Source organism: Janibacter indicus, from assembly GCF_900176385.1.
GTDB lineage: Bacteria > Actinomycetota > Actinomycetes > Actinomycetales > Dermatophilaceae > Janibacter > Janibacter indicus.
On the sequence record NZ_FWXN01000001.1, the window covers coordinates 328,224 to 350,358 of the forward strand.

The window sequence follows — 22,135 nt, forward strand, 5'->3', positions numbered from 1 at the left end:
GCCACTAGCGTGAGGCCCGTGAGTCCGACGCACGTGCACCTCATCCGTCACGGGCAGTCGACGTGGAACCGTGACGGGCTGGTCCAGGGTGCCCATCGGGGGCCCAACCAGGCCATGCTCACCGACACCGGGCGGGCTGACGCGGCGCGCGCCGGCATGGCCCTCGCGGCCCGGATCGGCCCGCCGCGCCGCGAGCACTCCCTCTCGCTGTGGAGCAGCGACCTCATGCGGGCGCTGCAGACCGCAGAGATCATCTCGGTCGCCTTGCGCCCCATGGGCTGGAGCGCGTCGGTGCGCAACGAGCCCGGCCTGCGCGAGCAGGCGCTCGGTCACCTCGAGGGGGAGCGCACCGACTCGCTGAGCGCGGTCCCCGTGCCCGAGGGGCAGCACATCAGCGAGGTCCGCTGGGGTGAGGGCGGCGAGTCGATGCAGGAGGTCTTCGACCGGGTCGGCGACTGGTTCGCCCCGGCCCTCATCGAGCAGCCCGACCATCTCGTCGTCGTCAGCCACGAGCACACGATCCGCGCGGCACTGGCCTGGCTGAGGTCGCGCTCGCACCGCGACATCGACTGGGACGAGCCGATCACCCCCGGCTCCGTGACGACCCACGACGTCGTCGACTAGCTCGTCGACGAGTACGTCGCGAGCCGATCGGCCTGCTCCGGGCCGTAGCGGTGACCGCTGCCGTCAGGCACCTCGAGCGACCCGACGACGTCGGCCGCGCTGTGCACGGCGCTCACGACGGGCAGCCATCGCCGGTCCCCGTCGGGCGGCACGACGACGTCGCGCAGCGACGCGAGGACGACCGGGTCGTCGAGGTTGGCGACCGGGACCTCGTGCGGCAGCCCGACGCGGTGCCCGCCGGGTGTTCCCGTCCACAGCACCGAGCACACCGATCGCGGGCGCTCGGCTCCCGAGCCGCTGGAGACCGCCTGCCCCGCCGTCGCCCCGAGGCTCTCGCCGACGACGTGCACCTCGGGCCGCTCGTGCACCAGCATGTTGTCGACCCGCCCGGTCACCGGGCAGCGTTGATGTCACCGGGCAGCGTTGATGTCACCTGGTTGCCCGGAGAGGGACAACCAGGTGACACCAACGCCGACAGGCTCGGGCCGGGCCTGTCGGGGCCGCCGGGCTGTGGAGAACTCCGCGGCCCCCACCACGATCCCGGTCACGATGTGGGCATGCATCCGATCATCCGGGCCGCGCTCGACGCGGGTCGTGGCACCGCGAGCAGCGCCGATCTGCACCGGCGCGGGGCGAGTCGCCGCGATGTCGAGCGGGCCATCGGTGCGGGCGACCTGGTGCGGGTCCGCCGCAATGCGCTCGTCGAGGGCGAGCGATGGCGGGAGACCAAGCCGTGGGATCGCCATGACCTGCGCGCCCGAGCCGTGGTCCGCACCCTCGGCGACGAGCCGCCGCTGGCCCTCACCCACCACAGCGCCTTGGCGGTGCGCGGTATCGACGTCCACGGGGTCGACGACCGCGTGCACGTCGCCCGCATCGGGTCGGGGCGTGGGCGCACGGACACGGGTCTGGCGAGCCACCGGCCTCTCGATGAGTCCCTCACATCGGTCCATCGGGGTCTGCTGACCGTCACCCCGGCCGTGGCCTGCGTCCAAGTCGCCAGCCACTTCGGAGGGGAGGCTGGCCTCGTGAGCGCCGACCACGCTCTGCACCGAGAGGTGATGACCCGCGCCGACCTCGACGCGGCGATGGTCGCCCTTCGACCGTGGCGGTGGTCGCGTGAGCCCGCCAAGATGCTCGCCCTCGTGGACGGCCGCGCGGAGTCAGGTGCGGAGTCCCGCACGCGATGGGCACTGCGGACGCTGGGCTTGCGGATGCCGACGCCCCAGGTGGAGATCTTCGACGACGCCGGTGAGTTCGTGGCGCGGGTCGACTTCCTCTACGAGGACATGAAGCTCGTCATCGAGGTCGACGGTCGCAAGAAGTACGAGAAGGCGCAGGACCTGTGGGACGAGAAGATGAGGGAGGACCGTCTCCGGGCGCTGGGATATGTCGTCGTCCGACTGACGTGGGCAGATCTGGACGACCTCACGGTCGTGCGCGCCAAGATCCAGCGTGGGCTGGCCCTGGCAGCCTGACGGCGTTGGTGCCACGTGGTCCCCCTTCTCCGGGCAACCAGGTGGCGTCGACGCCGACAGGTGACGCCAACGCTGCCGAGTGACCCCGCAGGGACCCCTCAGTCGCCCAGCGCCTTGACGAGCGTCACCGCTCGCGAGACCGCCTCGGCGTCACCGTCCTCGACGCCCCAGATCGCACCCACCATGGCCCGCAGCGCACTGACCGCCCGCACGAGGTCCTCGTCGAGCCCCGTGACATCGCACACGACCTCGACGCGCCGCCGCACCGACCAGCGCAGCGCCGCCCCGGTGCCCATCTCCGCCCACCGGTTGGTGAGGAGCGGAGCGACCTCCCACGCGGGGTGGCCGACGAGCGGCTTGGGGTCGATCGCCACCCAGTCGGTGCCGTCGGACAGGACGTTGCCGTAGTGCAGGTCCCCATGAAGCAATCGCGCAGCAGACTCCTCGGTCCCGAGCGAGCGAAGGGAGGACCGCGCCTGCTCGACGTATCGCCGCGGCACCCGCCGGGCGGCCGGCCGGTCGAGGATCTCCCCGACCCACGGCACGAGTGCCGGCAGCTGCGGCAGCGGGTCGACGTGCAGGTCGGAGTAGAGCCCGGCGACGACCGCGACGGCCTCCTCGTCCCACTGCTCGGTGAGGTCCTCGCTCGTCAGCCGCTCGAGCAGCAGCACCGACCGACGCGGGTCGGCCCGCAGCAGCCGTGCGGCGCCACGTCCGTCCCACGCCCGCAGCGCCAGGTGCTCCCCGTCGGACTCGCGGTGCGGCCAGCCGAGCTTGAGCACGGCCCGGCCGTCGGGCCGGCGCACGGGCAGCACGAGCGAGCGGTGGCCGGTCATCGCGTCGCCGTCGACTGTCAGCTCCCACTCGGCGAGGACCTCGGCGACGAGGTGGGGGAGGGCGGCGACCCAGTCACCGCCGGCGGGACCCCCTTCGGCAGCGAAGCCCGCGACGCGCGCCGCGAAGTCCGCTGGCACGAGGGCCGCGGCGTCCTCGACCCTCATCCGGTCGCGGTCGTGTCCCCGTAGAGCACGGGGACCGGCTGGGCGAAGCGCGGTCGGGACAGGCGCTCGGCCGTCACCATCCACGTGACCGTCTCGAGGGCGGCGTCGCGGTCGTCGGCGAGCCCGTCGAAGCAGGCGCCGTAGGCGACCAGGAGCTTGCCGAAGGACTCGGTGCCCCACTCCATCGCCTTGCTGCCGCGCAGGTCGTCGGGCCGCTCGTAGCCGAGGGTGGCACTGCCGACGTGCTTGCCGGCGGCCGTGGTCTGGCGCACGGCCAGCCCCTCGAGCTCCTCGCCCGTGTCCAGCACGGCCTTGGACACGGTCGTGGAGGAGCGGGCCGCGATGAGGTCGAGGGCGTACATCGTCGCCCGGGTCGCCTCGAGGGCGTCGGCGGCGATCTTGCCGGCGGTCCAGGCCTCGGCCGGGGGAGTGGTCCACAGCCGTGGCTTGTCGCCGAGCGGGCTCGTGATGCGGTGGGTCGCGGTGAGCCGGCCGACGAGCCCGAGCATGCCGGCGCCGCACTCCCGCACCGCCGCCTCGAAGGCCGCCGCCGTCTCCGCGTCGCTCGCCGGCGCGCTCGCGTCGGCGATCACGCTCTCGGGTACCTGGGCCTCGACGAGGGCCTCGCGCAGCAGGTCGGCGCGCTCCGACGCGTGCTCCTCGCCCCCGGCCTCGAGGGCCCCGAGGACCGCGAGCAGCGCCTGCTCCGCGGGGATCGGCTCCCGCCGCGGGACGAAGGGGAGGTCCGGCGCGTCGTCCTCGAGCCGGACCCCGCACCCGGTGAGCGCCGTCGTCGCGACGGCGAGGGCGCCGGTGAGCATGAGTCGGCGGCTGGGTCGTTCGGGCACGTGGTCGATCTTCGCACGCCGCGCTCGGCGCCGATCATGACTAGAGTGTGCCGCCAGCACGGCAACTCCACACGGAAGGATTCCCATGGGTTCGGACCAGGACATCCTCGAGCAGGTGTCCGACGCGTTGGGTGACGACTTCACCGTGGCCGCAGTGGCCGTCACGCCCGCCGGCAAGCGCCGCGTCGCGCGGATCACCGTCGAGCGGCCGGTCGCCGACCCCGTCGGTGACACCCCCGTCGAGCCGCTGACGCTCGACGAGATCGCCGACGCGACCCGGCTCGTCAGCGACGCGCTCGACGCCAGCGACGTCATGGGCAGCCAGCCGTACACCCTCGAGGTGAGCACCCCGGGCACCGACCGACCGCTCACCGAGCCGATGCACTTCCGCCGCACCGTCGGTCGCCTCGTCGAGGTGACCCTTCGAGGCTCGGCCGCGGACGGCCTCGCACCTCAGGGAGCGAAGGGCGACGGCACCCAGGTCACCGGCCGGGTCCTCGCGACGACCGCCGATGGGGTCGACCTGCACGTCAAGGGCACCAAACGGTCCGCCCCGCACACCCAGCACATCCCCTTCGCCGAGATCTCCAAGGGCGTCGCCCAGGTGGAGTTCACGCGACCCGACACCACGCCGGCCCCCGGCGAGACGGAGGACTGACATGGACATCGACATCCACGCCCTCAAGGCGCTCGAGCGCGAGCGCGAGATCCCCTTCGACGTGCTCGTCGACGCGATCGAGGCGGCGCTGCTCGGGGCCTACCACCGCACCGAGGGGGCCTACAAGAACGCCCGGGCCGAGCTCGGTCGCAAGGACGGCCACGTCGTCGTGTGGGCCCGTGAGGAGCACGTCGTCGAGGAGCAGGTCCCGGTCGAGGCGGGCGAAGGGGAGGAGCCTCCCGTCGACGAGGAGGGCGCCCCCCTCATGCGCACCCGCACGCGCCGCGAGCTGGGTCCGGAGTTCGACGACACCCCCGACAACTTCGGCCGCGTCGCCGCGGCGACCGCCCGTCAGGTCATCACGCAGCGCATGCGTGACCTCGAGGACGAGGCGATCCTCGGCGACTTCCGCGGCCGCGAGGGCGACATCGTCGCCGGCGTCATCCAGCAGAGCTCCAACCCCCGCAATGTCCTCGTGGACTTCGGCACGGTCGAGGGGGTGCTGCCCTCCTCGGAGCAGGTGCCCGGCGAGGTCTACAACCACGGCGACCGGATCCGCGTCTACGTCGTCTCGGTCAAGCGGGGCCTGCGCGGTCCCGAGATCACCCTCTCGCGCACCCACCCCAACCTCGTCCGCAAGATCTTCGCCATGGAGGTCCCCGAGATCGCCGACGGCTCGGTCGAGATCTCGGCGCTCGCCCGCGAGGCCGGTCACCGCACGAAGATCGCCGTGCACTCCAAGGTGCCGGGCCTCAACGCCAAGGGCGCCTGCATCGGGGCCATGGGTGCCCGGGTGCGGGCGGTGATGACCCATCTGCAGGGCGAGAAGATCGACATCGTCGACTGGTCCGACGACCCGCAGCGCTTCATCGCCGCCGCGCTCTCGCCCTCCAAGGTCGAGTCGGTGACGGTCGTCGACCCGAAGCTGCGCTCGGCCCGCGTCGTCGTGCCCGACTACCAGCTGTCCCTGGCCATCGGCAAGGAGGGGCAAAATGCCCGTCTCGCGGCCAAGCTCACCGGCTGGCGCATCGACATCCGACCCGACACCGCTCCGGACTCCAGCGGGGGCGTCGCCGTCCCCGGTCAGCCGGAGGGGTGACGAGGTCAGACGGCACAGGGGCTAGACTGATGGGGATCGACCGGACTGGACTCCAGTCCGACCCACCCGTCTCGGGTCCGGTGAGGACCTGCATCGGGTGTCGCGGACGGGATAGCCGGTCGACTCTGCTGCGCATCGTCGTGGAGACGGACGACCGAGGCATCGCCACGGCCGTCCCCGATCCTCGGCAGCGTGTGCCGGGTCGTGGGGCATGGCTCCACGCCGACATCGCCTGTCTGGACCTCGCCGTCCGGCGGCGGGCCCTCTCTCGAGCGTTCCGACGCCCGGTCGAGGCGACCGACGCCCTTCGTGCCTGGATCGAGCAGATGGCGCAGTCGCAATCCGTACGTACAGCAACCGAGAGCGGGTTTGACGCTGATGAGCACCCGATGAGTACTCAGCAATGAGCATTCACCTCAACTGACGACGGTCCGCGCCTTCTCTCAGGTACGGACCAGAGAAGGAGAAACGTGGCCAAGGTCCGTGTCCACGAGCTCGCCAAGGAGCTCGGGGTTTCCAGCAAGGCCCTCCTCGCCCACCTGGGCGACATGGGGGAGTTCGTGAAGTCGGCGAGCTCGACGATCGAGGCGCCGGTCGTGCGTCGGGTCAAGGACAACCCGCCCGCCGCCGACCCCAAGGCGAAGAAGGCGGCGGCCAAGCCCGGCCCCAAGCCGCCGGCAGCCGAGCGGCCCGCCGCGCCGACGCCCGGCCCCAAGGCCGCGCCGACGCCCGGCCCCAAGCCGACCCCTGCCGCGCCCGAGGCGCCGGCAGCACCCGAGCCGACCCCTGCCCCCGAGGCCCCCGCGGCCGCTGAGGCTCCGGCGGCTCCTGAGGCACCCCCAGCGCCGTCCGCGACGCCCGGCCCCAAGCCCCCGACGCCCGGCCCCAAGCCGGCCCCGGCCAAGCCCGCCGCGCGCGGCGGTGGCCCGCGTCCGGGCAACAACCCCTTCGCCTCCAGCCAGGGCATGGGGACCCGTCGTGGCGAAGGGGGTGGCTCCGGCGGCGCCCGCCCCGGCAACAACCCCTTTGCGTCCAGCCAGGGCATGCCGCGCCCCGGCCAGCGTCCCGGTGGCCCGCGCCCCGGTGGCGCCGGTCAGCGTCCGGCTGCCGCGGGCGGCGGTCAGGGCGGTCCGCGCCCGGCCGGTCCCCGTCCCGGTGGTGCCCGTCCCTCGCCCGGCATGATGCCGTCGAGCTCGGCCGTCCCGCGGCCGGGTGAGCGTCCCGGTGGCCGTGGTGGCCCCGGTGGCGGTCGTGGTCGTCCCGGTGGCGGCCCCGGTGCCCGTCCCGGTGGCGGTCCCGGTGGCGGTGGCTACCGCGGTGGCCCCGGCGGTCGTGGCGGCACCCAGGGTGCCTTCGGTCGCGGTGGCGGCAAGCGCAAGCAGCGCAAGAGCAAGCGCGCCAAGCGGGCCGAGTTCGAGCAGATGCAGGCGCCGTCGATCGGCGGCGTCATCGTCCCCCGGGGCGACGGCTCGACCGTGGTGCGCGTGCGCCAGGGCGCCTCGATGACCGACTTCGCGGACAAGATCAACGCCAACCCCGCGTCCCTGGTCACCGTGCTGTTCAACCTCGGTGAGATGGCCACGGCCACGCAGTCGCTCGACGAGGAGACCTTCCAGCTCCTCGGCGCCGAGCTCGGCTACGACATCCAGATCGTCTCGCCCGAGGAGGAGGAGCGCGAGCTCTTCGACTCCTTCGACATCAACCTCGAGATCGGGGTCGACGCCGAGGACGAGGAGGACCTGGCGGCCCGCCCGCCGGTCGTCACCGTCATGGGTCACGTCGACCACGGCAAGACGCGTCTGCTCGACGCGATCCGCAACGCCGACGTCGGCTCCGGCGAGACCGGTGGCATCACCCAGCACATCGGTGCCTACCAGATCCACGCCGAGCACGACGGCAACGAGCGCGCGCTGACCTTCATCGACACCCCGGGTCACGAGGCCTTCACGGCCATGCGTGCCCGTGGTGCCAAGGTCACCGACATCGCGATCCTCGTGGTCGCGGCCGACGACGGCGTCATGCCGCAGACGATCGAGGCGCTCAACCACGCCCAGGCGGCGGACGTCCCGATCGTCGTCGCGGTCAACAAGATCGACGTCGAGGGCGCCGACCCGGCGAAGATCCGCGGCCAGCTCACCGAGTACAACCTCGTGGCCGAGGAGTACGGCGGCGACACGATGTTCGTCGACGTCTCCGCCAAGCAGGGTCAGAACATCGACAGCCTGCTCGACGCGGTGCTCCTCACCGCCGACGCGGCGCTCGACCTGCGGGCCAACCCCGATCGCGACGCCCGTGGTGTCGCGATCGAGGCCAACCTCGACAAGGGTCGCGGTGCCACGGCGACCGTCCTCGTCCAGTCCGGCACGCTGCACGTCGGTGACGCGATCGTCACCGGCTCGGCCTTCGGTCGTGTGCGCGCCATGCTCGACGAGCACGGCAACCAGGTCGACGAGGCGGGCCCGTCCCGTCCGGTCCAGGTGCTCGGTCTCTCCTCAGTTCCGCGGGCCGGCGACACCTTCGTCGTCGCCCCTGACGACCGGACCGCGCGCCAGATCGCCGAGAAGCGTGAGGCCGCCGACCGTCAGGCCAGCCTGGCCAAGGCGCGCAAGCGGATCAGCCTCGAGGACCTCGACCAGGTCATCGCCGCGGGCAAGATCGACACCCTCAACCTCATCCTCAAGGGTGACGTGTCGGGTTCGGTCGAGGCCCTGGAGGACGCCCTGCTGCAGATCGACGTCGGCGACGACGTCGACCTGCGGATCATCGACCGCGGCGTCGGCGCGATCACGCTCAACAACATCAACCTCGCCATGGCCTCGGACGCGATCATCATCGGCTTCAACGTCCGCGCCGAGGGCCAGAACGCCGAGGTCGCCGAGCGCGAGGGCGTGGAGATCCGCTACTACGGCGTGATCTACCAGGCCATCGAGGAGATCGAGCAGGCGCTCAAGGGCATGCTCAAGCCGGAGTACGAGGAGGTCGAGCTCGGCACGGCGGAGATCCGTGAGGTCTTCCGTTCGAGCAAGTTCGGCAACATCGCCGGTTCGATCGTGCGCAGCGGCGAGATCAAGCGCGGTTCCAAGGCGCGCATCACCCGCAACGGCGTGGTGCTCACCGAGGGCCTCGAGCTCACCGGCCTGCGTCGTTTCAAGGACGACGTCACCGAGGTCCGTGAGGGCTTCGAGTGCGGTATCAACCTCGGCAGCTTCAACGACGTGCAGGAGGGCGACCTCATCACCACGTACGAGATGCGCGAGAAGCCGCGCGACTGAGCGCTCCCGTGCCGACGGCGCCGTCCCCTCTGGGGGCGGCGCCGTCGTCGTGTCCCGATGGGGAGTTCTCCCCGTGTCGCACGCGCTGCGCGGGGTTGCCGTCCGACTAGGGTGGTCCCGTCCACGTACTCGACACTCAGGGGAGCGACATGACGACGCCACCTCCTCCGCCCGGTGGCGGGGGCAACCAGCCCTACGACCCGTCCGCGAGCAACACCGGCGCGGGCTCCATGCCCGGTCAGGGCTCGGCGCCCGACTACGGCTCGGCCCCCGGCCAGCCGCCCCAGGCTCCGCCGCCGGCTCCCGGTGGCTTCCCCCAGGGCGGTGAGGACAAGGCCAAGACGATGGCGATCATCTCCCTCGTCACCGGCGGCATCGGCCTGCTGTGCTGCACCTGGTTCGTCTTCTCGATCGCCGCGATCATCCTGGGCATCCTGGGCAAGAAGGCACCGGGTAGCGCCGACAGCCACAAGAAGGCGCAGATCGGTCTCATCCTCGGCATCGTCGGTGTCGTGCTCGGTGTGATCATGTGGCCGGTGCTCATCGCCACCGGCTCGCTCGACGTCTACACCAACTGAGGCTCGATCTCACAGGTGAGGGCCCCCGGTGCCGACGCACCGGGGGCTCTCGTCTCACGCCACGACACAGGACTTCACCATGAGCATGCCTCCCCCTCCGCCCGGCTACGGCACCCTCCCGCCGGACCCCAATGACCCCTACCGCGGTGCCGCGGGCGGCCAGCCCCCGGGTCAGCCGCCGGTCGGCCCGCCCCCGCCGATGCCCTACCCGCAGGGCGGCCCGCCCGGGCGCACCGGCAATGCCCGCACCCTCGGCATCATCTCGGTCATCGCCGGGGCCGTCGGCGTCCCCTTCGCCTGCTGCTGCTGGTTCATCGGCTGGATCCCCGCCGTGGCCGCCGTCGGCACCGGGGTCGCCGGGCTGAGCCAGCTCAAGCGCGAGCCCGACAGCGACGCCAAGCCCTTCCTCATCGCCGGCATCGTCCTGGGTGTCGTCGGGCTGCTGCTCACCGTGCTCTCGCTCGTCTTCGGCTTCGCCAACGCCGTCTACAACGAGTACTGAGCCGACCGCGGGCCGGGTCGCATACCGTAGGGGTGTCCCCACCCCAAGCCCCTCACGGAGGTGTGCCATGGCCGACCCGGCCCGCGCCCGCAAGATCGCCGACCGCATCCAAGAGCTCATCGCGGCCAACCTGCAGCAGGTCGTCAAGGACCCCGACCTGGGGTTCGTGACGATCACCGACGTGCGGGTGACCGGTGACCTCCAGCACGCCTCGGTCTTCTACACCGTCTTCGGCGACGACGCGCAGCGCGAGCGCAGCGCCGAGGTCCTCGAGGCCAACCGCGGCAAGCTGCGCTCCTTCGTCGGCAAGCAGCTGGGCATCCGGCTGACGCCGACGCTGGAGCTGATCCCCGACGCCCTGCCGGAGAGCGCATCGCACATCGACGACCTGCTGCGCTCGGCCCGTGAGCGCGACGAGGACCTGGCTCGTTCCCGCAGCGGCGCCCAGCCCGCCGGCGACGCCGACCCCTACCGGACCACCGACGAGGGCGAGGGGACCTCCCCTTCGACCGAGGCGTGAGCGAGGGCCTGGTCGTCGTCGACAAGCCGGCTGGCTGGACCAGCCACGACGTCGTCGCCCGCGGCCGCCGGCTCTACCGGACCAAGAAGGTCGGCCACGCCGGCACCCTCGACCCGATGGCCACGGGCGTCCTCGTCCTCGGCGTCGGGCGGGGGACCAAGCTGCTCACCTTCCTCGTCGGCGCGGACAAGACCTACACCGCGACGATCCGGCTCGGGCAGGCGACGATCACCGACGACGCCGAAGGGGAGGTCACTGACCTCGGCGAGGTGGCCGGCATCGACCGGGCTGCGATCGACGCGGCCGTCACCCGGCTCACCGGCGACATCGAGCAGGTGCCCAGTGCGGTGAGCGCGATCAAGATCAAGGGCCAGCGCTCCTACCACCGCGTCCGCGCGGGGGAGGAGGTCGACCTGCCCGCACGTGCGGTGACCGTCTCGCGCTTCGACGTGCTCGACGTGCGCCCGACCGAGGCCGACGGCCACCCGGTGCTCGACGTCGACGTGGTCGTCGAGGTCTCCTCGGGCACCTACGTGCGGGCCCTCGCCCGCGACCTCGGCGCCGACCTCGGCAGCCGGGGTCACCTCACCGCGCTGCGCCGCACAAGGGTGGGTGGCCTGACGCTCGAGCACGCCCACACCCTCGACGAGCTCACCGCCCTGCGCGAGAGCGGCGGCGACGACGCGGTGCTGCCCATCACGCCGCTCGAGAAGGCGGCCGCGGCGGCCCTGACGACTCGGGCGCTCACCGACGACGAGGCCCGCGCCCTGGGCTACGGGCAGCGCATCGCCAGCGCCGAGCCGGGCCGGGTCGAGCCCGTCGCGGCCCTGTCGCCGACCGGCGAGCTGGTCGCGGTGCTCGACGAGAGTCGGGCCCGTGCCCGAGCCCACGTCGTCTTCGCCCCCGCCAGTTCGTAGAGTGTCCTCTCGTGCAGCACTGGACATCCCCGAGCGACACCCCGCCGCAGCTGCGGCCGTGCGTGGCGACCTTCGGCAACTTCGACGGGGTGCACCGCGGCCACCGCGCGATCCTCGACGAGCTGACCCGGCAGGGCCGCGAGCGTGACCTGCCGGCCGTCGCGGTGACCTTCGACCCGCACCCGGTCGAGGTCATGCACCCCGAGCGGGCGCCCGAGATCATCTCGCCCGGCCCGCTGCGTGACGAGCTGCTCGAGCAGGCCGGGATCGCGGGTCTGCTCTCCCTGCCCTTCACCACCGAGTTCGCGCAGACGAGCGCCGTCGACTACGTCGTCGACACCTTCGTCACCGGGCTGCAGGCCCAGGCCCTCGTCGTCGGGGCCGACACCCGTGGTTTCGGCGCGGGCTACACCGGTGACGTCGACCTGCTGCGCAGCCTCGGCGAGGAGCACGGCTTCGACGTCGTCGTCATCGAGGACCAGGGCGAGACCGAGCGCTGGTCCTCCTCGGCCGTGCGCACCCATCTCGCCGCCGGCGAGGTCGCCGAAGCGTCCTTGATCCTCGGGCGGCCGCACCGCGTCGTCGGCACCGTCGTCCACGGTCACCACCGGGGGCGCGAGCTCGGCTACCCGACGGCCAACCTCGGCGCCGACAGCCTCGGCCTCGTCCCGGCCGACGGCGTCTATGCGGGCTGGCTGGTGCGCCTCGACCTGCCCGAGGGCGACCCCGAGCGACGTCTGCCCGCCGCGATCTCGGTCGGGACCAACCCGACCTTCGACGGGCAGGTCCGCGTCGTCGAGTCCTACGTCCTCGACCGCACCGACCTCGACCTCTACGGCGAGCGGGTGGCCGTCGACTTCGTCGGGCACGTGCGCCCGACGCTGCGCTTCGACTCGATCGACGAGCTGCTCGTGGCCATGGCGCGCGACGTCGAGCGCACCCGCGACCTGCTCGAGCGCTGACCTCCACGGTGCCGGGGCACGGTCGGCGGGGCTTCGCGCGGCAGCTGCTGCGCTCCGACCTCGTCCTGCTCGCGGCGGCGCTCATCGCCTCGGGCCTCGGGGCGGTGCTCGTCCACTCGGCGACCCGCGCCGACGCCGGGTCTGCCTATCTCGTGCGGCACCTGCTCAACCTCGTCATCGGCCTGCTCATCGCCCTGGCCGTCGTCCGGCTGGACCGGGCAGCGCTGCGGGCACTCGCCCCCTTCGTCTACCTCGCCGGGGTCGTCGGGCTGGTCCTCGTCCTCACCCCGCTCGGCTCCGAGATCAACGGCTCCCGGTCGTGGATCCAGGTGCCGGGCGGCTTCTCGATCCAACCCAGCGAGATGGCCAAGGTGGGGCTGTGCGTCGCCCTGCCGATGCTGCTCGCCCCCGCCGCCGAGCGTCGGGACCGGCCGCGACCCCGCGAGATCCTGCTCGCCGGGCTGGTCACCGCCGTGCCCGTGCTCCTCGTCATGGCCCAGCCCGACCTGGGCTCGGCCCTGGTCCTCGTCGCGCTCGCCCTCGGGGTGCTTGTCGTCTCCGGGGCATCGTGGCCATGGCTCGCCGGGGTGCTGCTCGCCGGCGTCGCCGCCGTGGTAGCGGCCTTCACGACGCCGCTGCTCAGCGCCTACCAGCGCGACCGGCTCACGGCCTTCCTCGACCCGAGCGCCGACCCCCTGGGCATCGGCTACCAGACCCAGCAGGTGCGCCGGGCGATCGCCGACGGTGGCTGGGGCGGTCAGGGGCTGCACGCGGGCGACCTCACCAGCTCGGGGGCGATCCCCTTCCAGGAGACCGACTTCGTCTTCTCGGTGGCGGGGGAGGAGCTCGGCTTCGTCGGCGCGGCCTTTGTGGTGTGCCTGCTCGGGCTCGTCGTGGCGCGCATCGCCCTGGCCGGGACCCGGAGCGACGACCCCTTCGTGCGACTGGTGTGCTGGGCGGTCGCGAGCTGGTTCGCGGTGCAGTCCGTCGAGAACCTCGGGATGAACCTCGGCCTGCTGCCGGTGACCGGCCTGCCGCTGCCCTTCCTCTCCTACGGCGGGTCCTCGATGTTCGCCTGCTGGGCCGCGGTGGGGCTGGTCGTCGCCGTGACCCGGGAGGAGAGGTCCGCCACAGGTCGTGGACCGGTGCGCCCGCGTCGGTGACGATGGCGCCGTGCAGATCCCGACCTTCCAGACCCTGTCCAAGGACCTCGGCGCCACGGCCCTGCGCCGTGGGCTCAACCTGTGGCCGCCCTTCCTCGCGGCGAGCGTCCACGTCGACCGCATCTCGCCCGACTTCCGGGAGTTCGACGTCTCGCTGCGGATGCGTCCGTGGAGCCGCAACTACGTCGGGACCCAGTTCGGCGGCTCGCTCTTCGCGATGTGCGACCCGTGGTGGATGCTCGGGGCGCTGCGCTGCCTCGGCGAGGACTACATCGTCTGGGACAAGGCCGGCGAGATCGACTTCGTCAGCCCCGGGCGCACCGACGTGCGCACGAGCATCCGGATCACCGACGAGCTGCTCGACGGGATCCGGGCCGCGACGGCCGACGGGTCGAAGCACCTGGTCTGGTGCGACAACGACGTCGTCGCGGCCGACGGAACCCTCGTGGCGCGCTACCGCAAGCAGCTCTACGTGCGGCGCAAGCGGGCCTGAGCCCGCGGCGCCGCGGGGCCGACTGCCAGCCTTTGGTCACCAAACGGTCACGCTGCGGTCTGACCGGTGACAGGGAGGGCGCTTTCGGGAGACGATGCGCGCACCACCCGCAGCCCACGAAGGAGTGGACTTCTCGTGCCAGACCCCAGCCCCTCGCGCGCGTCCGACGAGGTCTTCGACGCAAGCGTCTTCGACAACCGTGCTCCCTCGGTCGGTCACCTGCTCCGTGACCGCATCGCCAAGAGCCCAGACAACATCGCCTACTCGTTCCCCTCGGGCATCGCCTGGGGCGAGCTGACGTGGGCCCAGCTCGGGGAGCGGGTGTGGGCGCTTGCCGCCGGCCTCGTCGACCTCGGGGTCCAGCCGGAGGACCGCGTCTCCCTGGCGTCGAGCACCCGCATCGAGTGGGTCCTCGCCGACTGCGCGATCATGGCGGCCGGTGCGGCCACCACGACGATCTACCCGACGTCGATCAGCGACGACGTCGCCTTCATCGTCGACAACTCCGGGTCCACGGTGATCATCGCCGAGGACGCCGAGCAGGTCGACAAGCTGCGCGAGGTGCGCGACGCGATCCCCGGCGTGAGCACGGTCGTCGTGGTCGACACCGAGGGCGTCGACCTCGACGACTGGGTCATCTCCTTCGAGGACCTCGAGGCCCGCGGCGCCGCGCTGCTCGCCTCCGAGCCGGGGGTCGTCGACACCCGCATCGACGGCACCGGCCCCACGTCGCTCGCGACGATCATCTACACCTCGGGCACGACCGGCCGCCCCAAGGGGGTGCGGCTGCGGCACGCGACGTGGACCTACCAGGGCGCGGCGATCCGGGCGACGGGCATGCTCACCGAGGACGACGTGCACTACCTGTGGCTGCCGCTCTCGCACGTCTTCGCCAAGGTGCTGCTGCTCATCAGCACCGACGTCGGCATGCAGACCGCCGTCGACGGGCGCATCGACAAGATCGTGGACAACCTCGGCGAGGTCCGTCCGACCTTCATGGCCGCGGCGCCGCGCATCTTCGAAAAGGTCTACGGCAAGCTGAGCCTCGGCATGCAGGAGGAGGGCGGCGCCAAGGCCAAGATCTTCGACTTCGCCGCCGAGACCGCCCGCCAGTACTCTCAGGCGCTCTCCGACGGGCGCAAGCCCGGCGCCCTGCTCGGGGTCCGCCACAAGATCGCCGACAAGCTCGTCTTTGCCAAGGTGCGTGACCGATTCGGTGGCCGGGTGCGCTTCTTCATCTCCGGATCCGCGGCGCTCAACACCGACATCGCCCACTGGTTCAACGGTGCCGGCCTGCCGATCCTCGAGGGCTACGGCCTCACCGAGACCTCCGCCGCGGCCACGGTCAACCGGCCCTACGCCCTCCGCGTCGGCACCGTCGGCTGGCCCAACGTCCAGACGGAGATCAAGGTCGCCGAGGACGGCGAGATCCTCGTCCGCGGCGAGCACGTCATGGAGGGCTACCACAACAACCCCGAGGCGACCGCCGAGGTGCTCACCGAGGACGGGTGGTTCCACACCGGTGACATCGGGGAGATCGACGGCGACGGCTTCGTCAAGATCACCGACCGCAAGAAGGACCTCTTCAAGACGAGCAACGGCAAGTACGTCGCGCCGTCGCAGATCGAGTCGACCTTCAAGGGGCTGTGCCCCTACGTCGGCCAGCTGCTCGTCCACGGGGAAAATCGGCAGTTCGTCACGGCGCTCATCACCCTCGACGAGGAGGCCATCAAGCCGTGGGCCGAGGCCAACGGCCTGGCCGATGCCAGCTACACCGAGATCGTCTCGTCGATGCAGGCCCATGAGATGGTCCAGTCCTACGTCGACGAGCTCAACGCCGGGCTCAACCGCCACGAGCAGATCAAGCGCTTCCACATCCTCGGTCGCGACCTGACGGTCGAGGACGGCGAGCTGACACCGAGCCTGAAGCTGCGGCGCAAGGTCGTCGCCGACAAGTTCAAGGGCGACATCGAGGAGATGTACCCGAGCTGACCGGCCGAAGGGGGGTCCGGTGCCGCGGCGTTTGGGACAGCCGCGCACCGGACCTACCCTTGGAGGCATGTCCGGTGAGTCGATCTTCCCTGCCCTCGAGCCCCTGCTCGAGCGGGTCAGCAAGCCCATCCAGTACGTCGGGGGCGAGCTGAACTCCACGGTCAAGGACTGGCACGTCGGCGGCCACGGCCCCGACGGGCAGGACCTCACGGTCCGTTGGGCCCTGATGTACCCCGACGCCTACGAGGTCGGCGTGCCCAACCAGGGCGTGATGATCCTCTACGAAGTGCTCAACGAGCGCCCCGACGCCCTCGCGGAGCGCAGCTACGCGGTGTGGCCCGACATGGAGGCCCTGCTGCGCGAGCACGGGCTGCCGCAGTTCACCGTCGACGGGCACCGGGCGATCGGCGACTTCGACGTCTTCGGCCTGAGCTTCTCGACCGAGCTCGGCTACACCAACATGCTCACCGCGCTCGACCTCGCGGGCATCCCGCTGCACGCGGCCGATCGCGGTGACGAGCACCCGATCGTCGTCATGGGCGGGCACGCGTCCTTCAACCCCGAGCCGGTCGCCGACTTCATCGACGCGGCGATCGTCGGCGACGGCGAGGAGGCGGTGCTCACCGCCACCGACATCATCGGCGAGTGGAAGTCGCAGGGTCGCCCCGGCGGCCGCGTCGAGGTGCTGCGCCGCCTCGCCGCGACCGGTGGCGTCTACGTCCCCGCCTTCTACGACGTCGACTACCTCCCCGACGGGCGCATCCAGCGCGTCGTGCCGAGCGAGACCGGCGTGCCGTGGCGCGTCGACAAGCACACCGTCATGGACCTCGACGCGTGGCCCTACCCCAAGCAGCCGCTCGTCCCGCTCGCCGAGTCGGTCCACGAGCGGATGAGCGTCGAGATCTTCCGCGGCTGCACCCGCGGCTGCCGTTTCTGCCAGGCCGGCATGATCACCCGTCCGGTCCGGGAGCGCTCGATCACCGGCATCGGCGAGATGGTCGAGCGGGGCCTGGAGGCGACCGGCTTCGAGGAGGTCGGGCTGCTCTCGCTCTCCAGCGCCGACCACAGCGAGATCGGCGACATCGCCAAGGGCCTGGCCGACCGCTACGAGGGCACCAACACCGGCCTGTCCCTGCCGAGCACCCGCGTCGACGCCTTCAACATCGACCTGGCCAACGAGCTGACCCGCAACGGCCGCCGCTCCGGCCTGACCTTCGCCCCCGAGGGTGGCTCCGAGCGCATCCGCAAGGTGATCAACAAGATGGTCACCGAGGACGACCTCATCAAGACCGTCTCGGCCGCCTACGGTGCCGGCTGGCGCCAGGTCAAGCTCTACTTCATGTGCGGGCTGCCGACCGAGACCGACGAGGACGTCCTGCAGATCGCCGAGGTCGCCAAGCGGGTCATCGAGACCGGCCGTCAGGTCGCCGGGCACAACGACATCCGCTGCACCGTCTCCATCGGCGGCTTCGTGCCCAAGCCGCACACCCCCTTCCAGTGGGCGGCCCAGCTCGGTGCCGAGGAGACCGACGAGCGGCTGCACAAGCTGCGCGACGCGATCCGCGCCGACAAGCGCTACGGCCGGTCCATCGGCTTCCGCTACCACGACGGCAAGCCGGGCATCGTCGAGGGTCTGCTCTCGCGCGGTGACCGCCGCGTGGGCCGGGTCATCGAGCAGGTCTGGCGCGACGGCGGCCGCTTCGACGGGTGGAGCGAGCACTTCTCCTACGACCGCTGGATGGCCGCGGCCGAGACCGCCCTGGCGGGCACCGGCGTCGACGTCGCCTGGTACACCACCCGCGAGCGCGAGGAGGCCGAGGTCCTGCCGTGGGACCACATCGACTCCGGCCTCGACAAGGAGTGGCTGTGGCAGGACTGGCTCGATGCGGTCGACGAGACCGAGGTCGAGGACTGCCGCTGGACCCCGTGCTTCGACTGCGGCGTGTGCCCGCAGATGGGCACCGACATCGAGATCGGCCCCACTGGCAAGACGCTGCTGCCCCTCACCGTCCTCGGCTCCGGCCGTCAGGACATGATCAGCTCCTGAGGTCCGCGGGCCCGGCACCCTGTCGGTCGGGACGGGACTCTGCCACGCTGGAGGCACGCACGTCGTCCAGCAGGGGGAGCAGGAGATGTCAGTCCAGACCGGCGCCATGGTCGTGGGGGCCGTGGCCGTGATCTACGGGATCGGCTTCGCCGTCCTGCCGATGCGGCGGTGGAGCGAGTCCTCGCGCACCCGCTACACGATGGGCGGTGCGGCCCTCGTCGCGGCGGTTTTCGTCGCGCTCGTCGTCGTCCCGTGGTGGGTGCAGCGCAGCTGACCAGCCTGCGGCCCCCTTCGGCACGTCACGAGGACGAAGGGGGACAATGCGCCACATGACCGCGACGCCGACGACCGCGACGCCCACCGTGCTCACCGAGGCACTGCGCCGGGAGGGGGTCACCGACGCCCGCACCGACGCCCTGACGATCGGCATGTACGCCACCGACGCCGGGATCTACCGGGTCCCGCCGCGGGCGGTCGTCTTCCCGAGGCACACCGACGAGATCGCCGCGACCCTCTCGGTCGCCCGCGAGCTCGGCGTGCCGGTGACCACCCGCGGCGCCGGCACCTCGTGCGCGGGCAATGCCGTCGGTCCGGGCATCGTCATCGACACCGCCCGACACCTGGGGCGGGTCCTCGACGTCGACCGCGACAGCGCGACCGCGCTCGTCGAGGCCGGCACGGTCCACGCGACGCTGCAGGCCCGTGCCCGCGAGATCGGGCTGCGCTTCGGTCCCGACCCGAGCAGCCACAGCCGCTGCACCGTCGGCGGGATGATCGGCAACAACGCGTGCGGCAACCGCGCCCTGGGCTACGGCCGCACGAGCGACAACATCGTGGGCATGGAGCTGCTCACCGCAGCCGGCGCGACCCTGTCCGCGACGACGGGAGTGGCGGGCGGACCCCCTTCGCTCACCGGGGACAACGCCCTCGTCGCCCGCCTGACGCAGCTGGCCGACGACCACCTCGGCACGATCCGCACCCAGTTCGGCCGCTTCGGCCGACAGGTCTCCGGCTATGCCCTCGAGCACCTCGCGCCCGAGCGTGGTGGCGACATCGGCCGCATGCTCGTCGGCTCCGAGGGCACCCTCGCCGTCGTCACGCAGGCCCGGGTGCGTCTGGTCACCGACCCGGCCGCCACCTGCCTGGCCGTCCTCGGCTTCCCCGACATCTATGCCGCCGGCGACGTCGCCCACCAGCTGAGAGGGCTGGGCGCCGTTGCGGCAGAAGGCATCGACTCGCGCATCGTCGACATCGTGCGCCGCCGTCGCGGGCCGCACGCGGTCCCCGACCTGCCGCGCGGCGCCGCGTGGATGCTCGTCGAGGTGCCGGGGGAGGACCCCGCCGCGGCGCAGGCCGCCGCCGAGCGGGTCTGCCGCGAGATCCCGCACACCGACTCGCTCGTCGTCACCGACCCCGGCCACGCCCGCTCGCTGTGGAAGATCCGCGAGGACGGCGCCGGCCTGTCCTCGCGCTCGCCCCGCGACCGGCCCGCCCATGCGGGCTGGGAGGACGCGGCCGTGCCGCCGGAGCGGCTGGGCGACTACCTGCGCGACTTCGACGCGCTGCTCGACGCGCACGACGTGCAGGGCCTGCCCTACGGGCACTTCGGCGACGGCTGCCTGCACATCCGCCTCGACGTCGACCTCGACGCACCCGACGCCACCGACCGCTACCGCCGTCTCGTCGAGGAGGCCGCCGACCTCGTGGCCTCCTACGGCGGGTCGCTCTCCGGGGAGCACGGCGACGGCCGGGCCCGCTCGGCGCTGCTGCCGCGCATGTACGACGCCGAGACGATGGCGCTCTTCGGGGCGGTCAAGCACGCCTTCGACCCGACCAACCTGCTCAACCCCGGGGTCCTCGTCGACGCCGCACCCGTCGAGGCCGACATCCGCATCCCCGCCGCGCACAAGGTGACCGTGCCGCTGGCCTTCGGCTACGCGGGCGACGACGGCGACTTCAGCCAGGCCGTGCACCGCTGCACCGGGGTCGGCAAGTGTCGCGCGGCGGGCACGTCGAGCACCGTCATGTGCCCGAGCTATCTCGCGACGGGGGAGGAGAAGGACTCCACCCGCGGCCGCGCCCGCGCACTGCAGGAGATGCTCAACGGCACGACGATCACCGACGGATGGCGCTCCCCGGAGGTCCACGACGCGCTCGACCTGTGCCTGTCGTGCAAGGGCTGCGCCAGCGACTGCCCGACCGGCATCGACATGGCGACCTACAAGTCGGAGACCCTCCACCAGACCTACAAGGGCCGCATCCGCCCGCGCAGCCACTACTCGCTCGGCCGGCTGCCGCAACTGGCCCGCGTCGCCTCGAAGCTCCCTCGGGTCGCCAACGCACTCACCTCCCTCCCCGGACTCAAGCGGGTGACCCTGCCCGCGGCGGGCGTCGACCCGCGGCGCAGCATCCCGACCTTCGCGCGGCAGACCTTCCGCTCCTGGGCCGCCGACGAGGGCCTCGTCGCCTCCGCCGCGCAGGCCGCCGGCACCGACCACCCCGTCGCGCTCTTCGTCGACTCCTTCACCGACCACTTCTCGCCACAGGTCGGGCGGGCCACCGTGGCCGTGCTGCGCGAGGCGGGCTGTGCCCCCTTCGTCCCCGCGGAGGCGCTGTGCTGCGGCCTGACCTTCATCTCCACGGGGCAGCTCGACGCGGCGAAGAAGACCCTCACCGAGGCCGCGCACGTCCTCGCCCCGGTCGTCGCCGCCGGCATCCCCGTCGTCGGCATGGAGCCGAGCTGCACCGCTGCCCTGCGCCACGACCTGCCGGCCCTCGTCGACTCCGGCGCGGCCCGGCAGGTGGCCGGGGGAGTGCGGACCGTGGCCGAGGTGCTGACGAGCGCCATCGACGAAGGGCGCTGGGTCGCCCCCGACCTCACCGGCACCGAGATCGTCGCGCAGCCGCACTGCCACCACCACGCCGTGATGAGCTGGTCGGCCGACGAGGCGCTGCTCGCCAGGACCGGTGCCACGGTGACCCGGCTCGGCGGGTGCTGCGGGCTCGCCGGCAACTTCGGCGTCGAGCTGGGCCACTACGAGGTGTCGGTCAAGGTCGCCGAGCAGCAGCTGCTGCCGGCGATCGAGGCGGCCGGCCGCGAGACGGTCGTGCTCGCCGACGGGTTCTCCTGCCAGACGCAGATCGCCGACCTGTCGGAGCGGACCGGGGTCCACCTCGTGGAGCTGCTCGCCGGTCGGTGATCAGCCCACGACGGGGTCGCCATTAGGCTTGACCCCCATGTCCCCGCAACGCACCCCCGACGGTCCGCCGCCACCGCCGCCGGTCCAGAAGCTGCGCATCCAGTACGCCCGCCGTGGCCGGCTGCGCTACTCCTCGACCCGTGACTTCGGGCGCGCCCTCGAGCGGGCCCTGCGTCGTGCGGGTGTCCCCATGGCCTACTCCGCGGGCTTCCACCCGCACCCCAAGATCTCCTACGCCAACGGCGCGGCCACCGGTGCCGCGAGCGAGGCGGAGTACTTCGAGATCTCGGTGACCGAGCGGGTCGACCCCGACGCACTCGGCCGGGCTCTCGACGCCGCCCTGCCCGACGGGCTCGACATCGTCGCGGTCGTCGACGCCGAGCCGGGGGCGCTGGCCGATCGGCTGCAGGCCAGCCGGTGGCTGCTGGAGTTCCCGGGCGTCGAGCTGGCCGATCTCGAGCGGGCGGTCGAGGGCTTCCTCGCCCAGGAGCGGGTCGAGGTCAGCCGGATGTTCAAGCGCGGGATGAAGTCCTACGACGCGCGCGAGCCCGTCATCCGGGCCGAGACCGGTCGCTCGGACGAGGGCTGTGCGATACTGACGATGGTCGTGCGGCACACCACACCTGCCGTTCGCCCCGACGACGTCCTCAGCGCGATCACCGCTGCCACCTCGTTCGCGCCGACGCGATCGCCCAAGGCGACGCGCCTGGCGCAGGGGATCTGGAGCAGCGAGACCGAGAGCGTGGCCGACCCTCTGGCCACCGACTGAGTCGTCGCCGGC

The 22,135-nt window shown here is 72.2% G+C and carries 21 protein-coding genes; 18 read left to right on the forward strand and 3 right to left on the reverse strand.

Going from position 1 to position 22,135, the window contains the following annotated elements; genetic code table 11:
• Positions 1 to 18: 18 nt before the first annotated feature.
• Complete coding sequence (locus B9B60_RS01545) at positions 19 to 624, forward strand: histidine phosphatase family protein (protein ID WP_159451126.1); 606 nt, start codon at positions 19 to 21, stop codon at positions 622 to 624.
• Here B9B60_RS01545 and B9B60_RS01550 read toward each other — a convergent pair.
• Entirely contained in the window at positions 621 to 1,019 is a 399-nt protein-coding gene (locus B9B60_RS01550; protein WP_084449539.1) for a hypothetical protein, read from the reverse strand. The genes B9B60_RS01545 and B9B60_RS01550 overlap by 4 nt on opposite strands.
• Before the next feature lie 162 nt (positions 1,020 to 1,181).
• Between B9B60_RS01550 and B9B60_RS01555 the strand changes: the two genes are divergently transcribed.
• Positions 1,182 to 2,102 carry a type IV toxin-antitoxin system AbiEi family antitoxin domain-containing protein gene (locus tag B9B60_RS01555; RefSeq protein WP_159451127.1) on the forward strand — a complete coding sequence of 307 codons (921 nt, stop codon included), beginning with the start codon at positions 1,182 to 1,184 and terminating at the stop codon, positions 2,100 to 2,102.
• Between the two features lie 98 nt (positions 2,103 to 2,200).
• On the opposite strand, the gene B9B60_RS01560 is transcribed toward B9B60_RS01555, so the two are convergent.
• Together B9B60_RS01560 and B9B60_RS01565 are read right to left on the reverse strand one after the other, a co-directional pair.
• Positions 2,201 to 3,103, reverse strand: coding sequence for an aminoglycoside phosphotransferase family protein (locus tag B9B60_RS01560; protein WP_084449541.1), 903 nt, complete (start codon positions 3,101 to 3,103; stop codon positions 2,201 to 2,203).
• On the reverse strand, positions 3,100 to 3,951 hold the full coding sequence (locus B9B60_RS01565) for a hypothetical protein (RefSeq protein WP_143445383.1): 852 nt from the start codon (positions 3,949 to 3,951) through the stop codon (positions 3,100 to 3,102). The genes B9B60_RS01560 and B9B60_RS01565 overlap by 4 nt, the downstream gene beginning before the upstream one ends.
• 85 nt (positions 3,952 to 4,036) lie before the next feature.
• Here B9B60_RS01565 and B9B60_RS01570 point away from each other — a divergent pair, with 85 nt between their 5' ends.
• From B9B60_RS01570 to B9B60_RS01645, 16 genes are all read left to right on the forward strand, one after another.
• Positions 4,037 to 4,609, forward strand: a complete 573-nt coding sequence (locus B9B60_RS01570; RefSeq protein WP_084449543.1) for a ribosome maturation factor RimP — start codon at positions 4,037 to 4,039, stop codon at positions 4,607 to 4,609.
• A 1-nt stretch (position 4,610) separates the two neighbouring features.
• The gene (gene nusA / locus B9B60_RS01575; RefSeq protein ID WP_084449544.1) at positions 4,611 to 5,708 is read left to right on the forward strand and encodes a transcription termination factor NusA; all 1,098 of its coding nucleotides are present in this window, start codon (positions 4,611 to 4,613) and stop codon (positions 5,706 to 5,708) included.
• A gap of 29 nt (positions 5,709 to 5,737) precedes the next feature.
• Positions 5,738 to 6,115 (forward strand): YlxR family protein, encoded by a 378-nt coding sequence (locus tag B9B60_RS01580; RefSeq protein WP_084449545.1) that lies wholly within the window; start codon positions 5,738 to 5,740, stop codon positions 6,113 to 6,115.
• Between the two features lie 63 nt (positions 6,116 to 6,178).
• Positions 6,179 to 8,980: a translation initiation factor IF-2 gene (gene infB, locus B9B60_RS01585; RefSeq protein ID WP_084449546.1), complete on the forward strand. Its 2,802-nt coding sequence runs from the start codon at positions 6,179 to 6,181 to the stop codon at positions 8,978 to 8,980.
• 149 nt (positions 8,981 to 9,129) lie between these two features.
• Entirely contained in the window at positions 9,130 to 9,558 is a 429-nt protein-coding gene (locus B9B60_RS01590) for a DUF4190 domain-containing protein (RefSeq protein WP_072624212.1), read from the forward strand.
• A gap of 79 nt (positions 9,559 to 9,637) precedes the next feature.
• Positions 9,638 to 10,060 (forward strand): DUF4190 domain-containing protein, encoded by a 423-nt coding sequence (locus B9B60_RS01595; protein ID WP_084449547.1) that lies wholly within the window; start codon positions 9,638 to 9,640, stop codon positions 10,058 to 10,060.
• Between the two features lie 67 nt (positions 10,061 to 10,127).
• Entirely contained in the window at positions 10,128 to 10,580 is a 453-nt protein-coding gene (gene rbfA / locus B9B60_RS01600; protein WP_084449548.1) for a 30S ribosome-binding factor RbfA, read from the forward strand.
• Positions 10,577 to 11,497: a tRNA pseudouridine(55) synthase TruB gene (gene truB, locus B9B60_RS01605; RefSeq protein ID WP_084449549.1), complete on the forward strand. Its 921-nt coding sequence runs from the start codon at positions 10,577 to 10,579 to the stop codon at positions 11,495 to 11,497. The genes rbfA and truB overlap by 4 nt, the downstream gene beginning before the upstream one ends.
• Positions 11,498 to 11,508: 11 nt before the next feature.
• On the forward strand, positions 11,509 to 12,459 hold the full coding sequence (locus B9B60_RS01610; RefSeq protein WP_072624216.1) for a bifunctional riboflavin kinase/FAD synthetase: 951 nt from the start codon (positions 11,509 to 11,511) through the stop codon (positions 12,457 to 12,459).
• 8 nt (positions 12,460 to 12,467) lie between these two features.
• Entirely contained in the window at positions 12,468 to 13,622 is a 1,155-nt protein-coding gene (locus tag B9B60_RS01615) for an FtsW/RodA/SpoVE family cell cycle protein (RefSeq protein WP_084449550.1), read from the forward strand.
• A gap of 10 nt (positions 13,623 to 13,632) precedes the next feature.
• Entirely contained in the window at positions 13,633 to 14,115 is a 483-nt protein-coding gene (locus B9B60_RS01620; protein ID WP_200811105.1) for a DUF4442 domain-containing protein, read from the forward strand.
• 135 nt (positions 14,116 to 14,250) lie between these two features.
• Positions 14,251 to 16,107 carry an AMP-dependent synthetase/ligase gene (locus B9B60_RS01625; protein WP_084449551.1) on the forward strand — a complete coding sequence of 619 codons (1,857 nt, stop codon included), beginning with the start codon at positions 14,251 to 14,253 and terminating at the stop codon, positions 16,105 to 16,107.
• A gap of 67 nt (positions 16,108 to 16,174) precedes the next feature.
• The gene (locus tag B9B60_RS01630; RefSeq protein WP_084449552.1) at positions 16,175 to 18,154 is read left to right on the forward strand and encodes a TIGR03960 family B12-binding radical SAM protein; all 1,980 of its coding nucleotides are present in this window, start codon (positions 16,175 to 16,177) and stop codon (positions 18,152 to 18,154) included.
• Between the two features lie 85 nt (positions 18,155 to 18,239).
• Positions 18,240 to 18,428 carry a hypothetical protein gene (locus tag B9B60_RS01635; protein ID WP_084449553.1) on the forward strand — a complete coding sequence of 63 codons (189 nt, stop codon included), beginning with the start codon at positions 18,240 to 18,242 and terminating at the stop codon, positions 18,426 to 18,428.
• 55 nt (positions 18,429 to 18,483) lie between these two features.
• Complete coding sequence (locus B9B60_RS01640) at positions 18,484 to 21,354, forward strand: FAD-binding and (Fe-S)-binding domain-containing protein (RefSeq protein ID WP_084449554.1); 2,871 nt, start codon at positions 18,484 to 18,486, stop codon at positions 21,352 to 21,354.
• A gap of 37 nt (positions 21,355 to 21,391) precedes the next feature.
• A complete protein-coding gene (locus tag B9B60_RS01645; RefSeq protein ID WP_185221888.1) occupies positions 21,392 to 22,123 on the forward strand; it encodes a TIGR03936 family radical SAM-associated protein in 732 nt (243 codons plus the stop codon).
• Positions 22,124 to 22,135 lie beyond the last annotated feature (12 nt).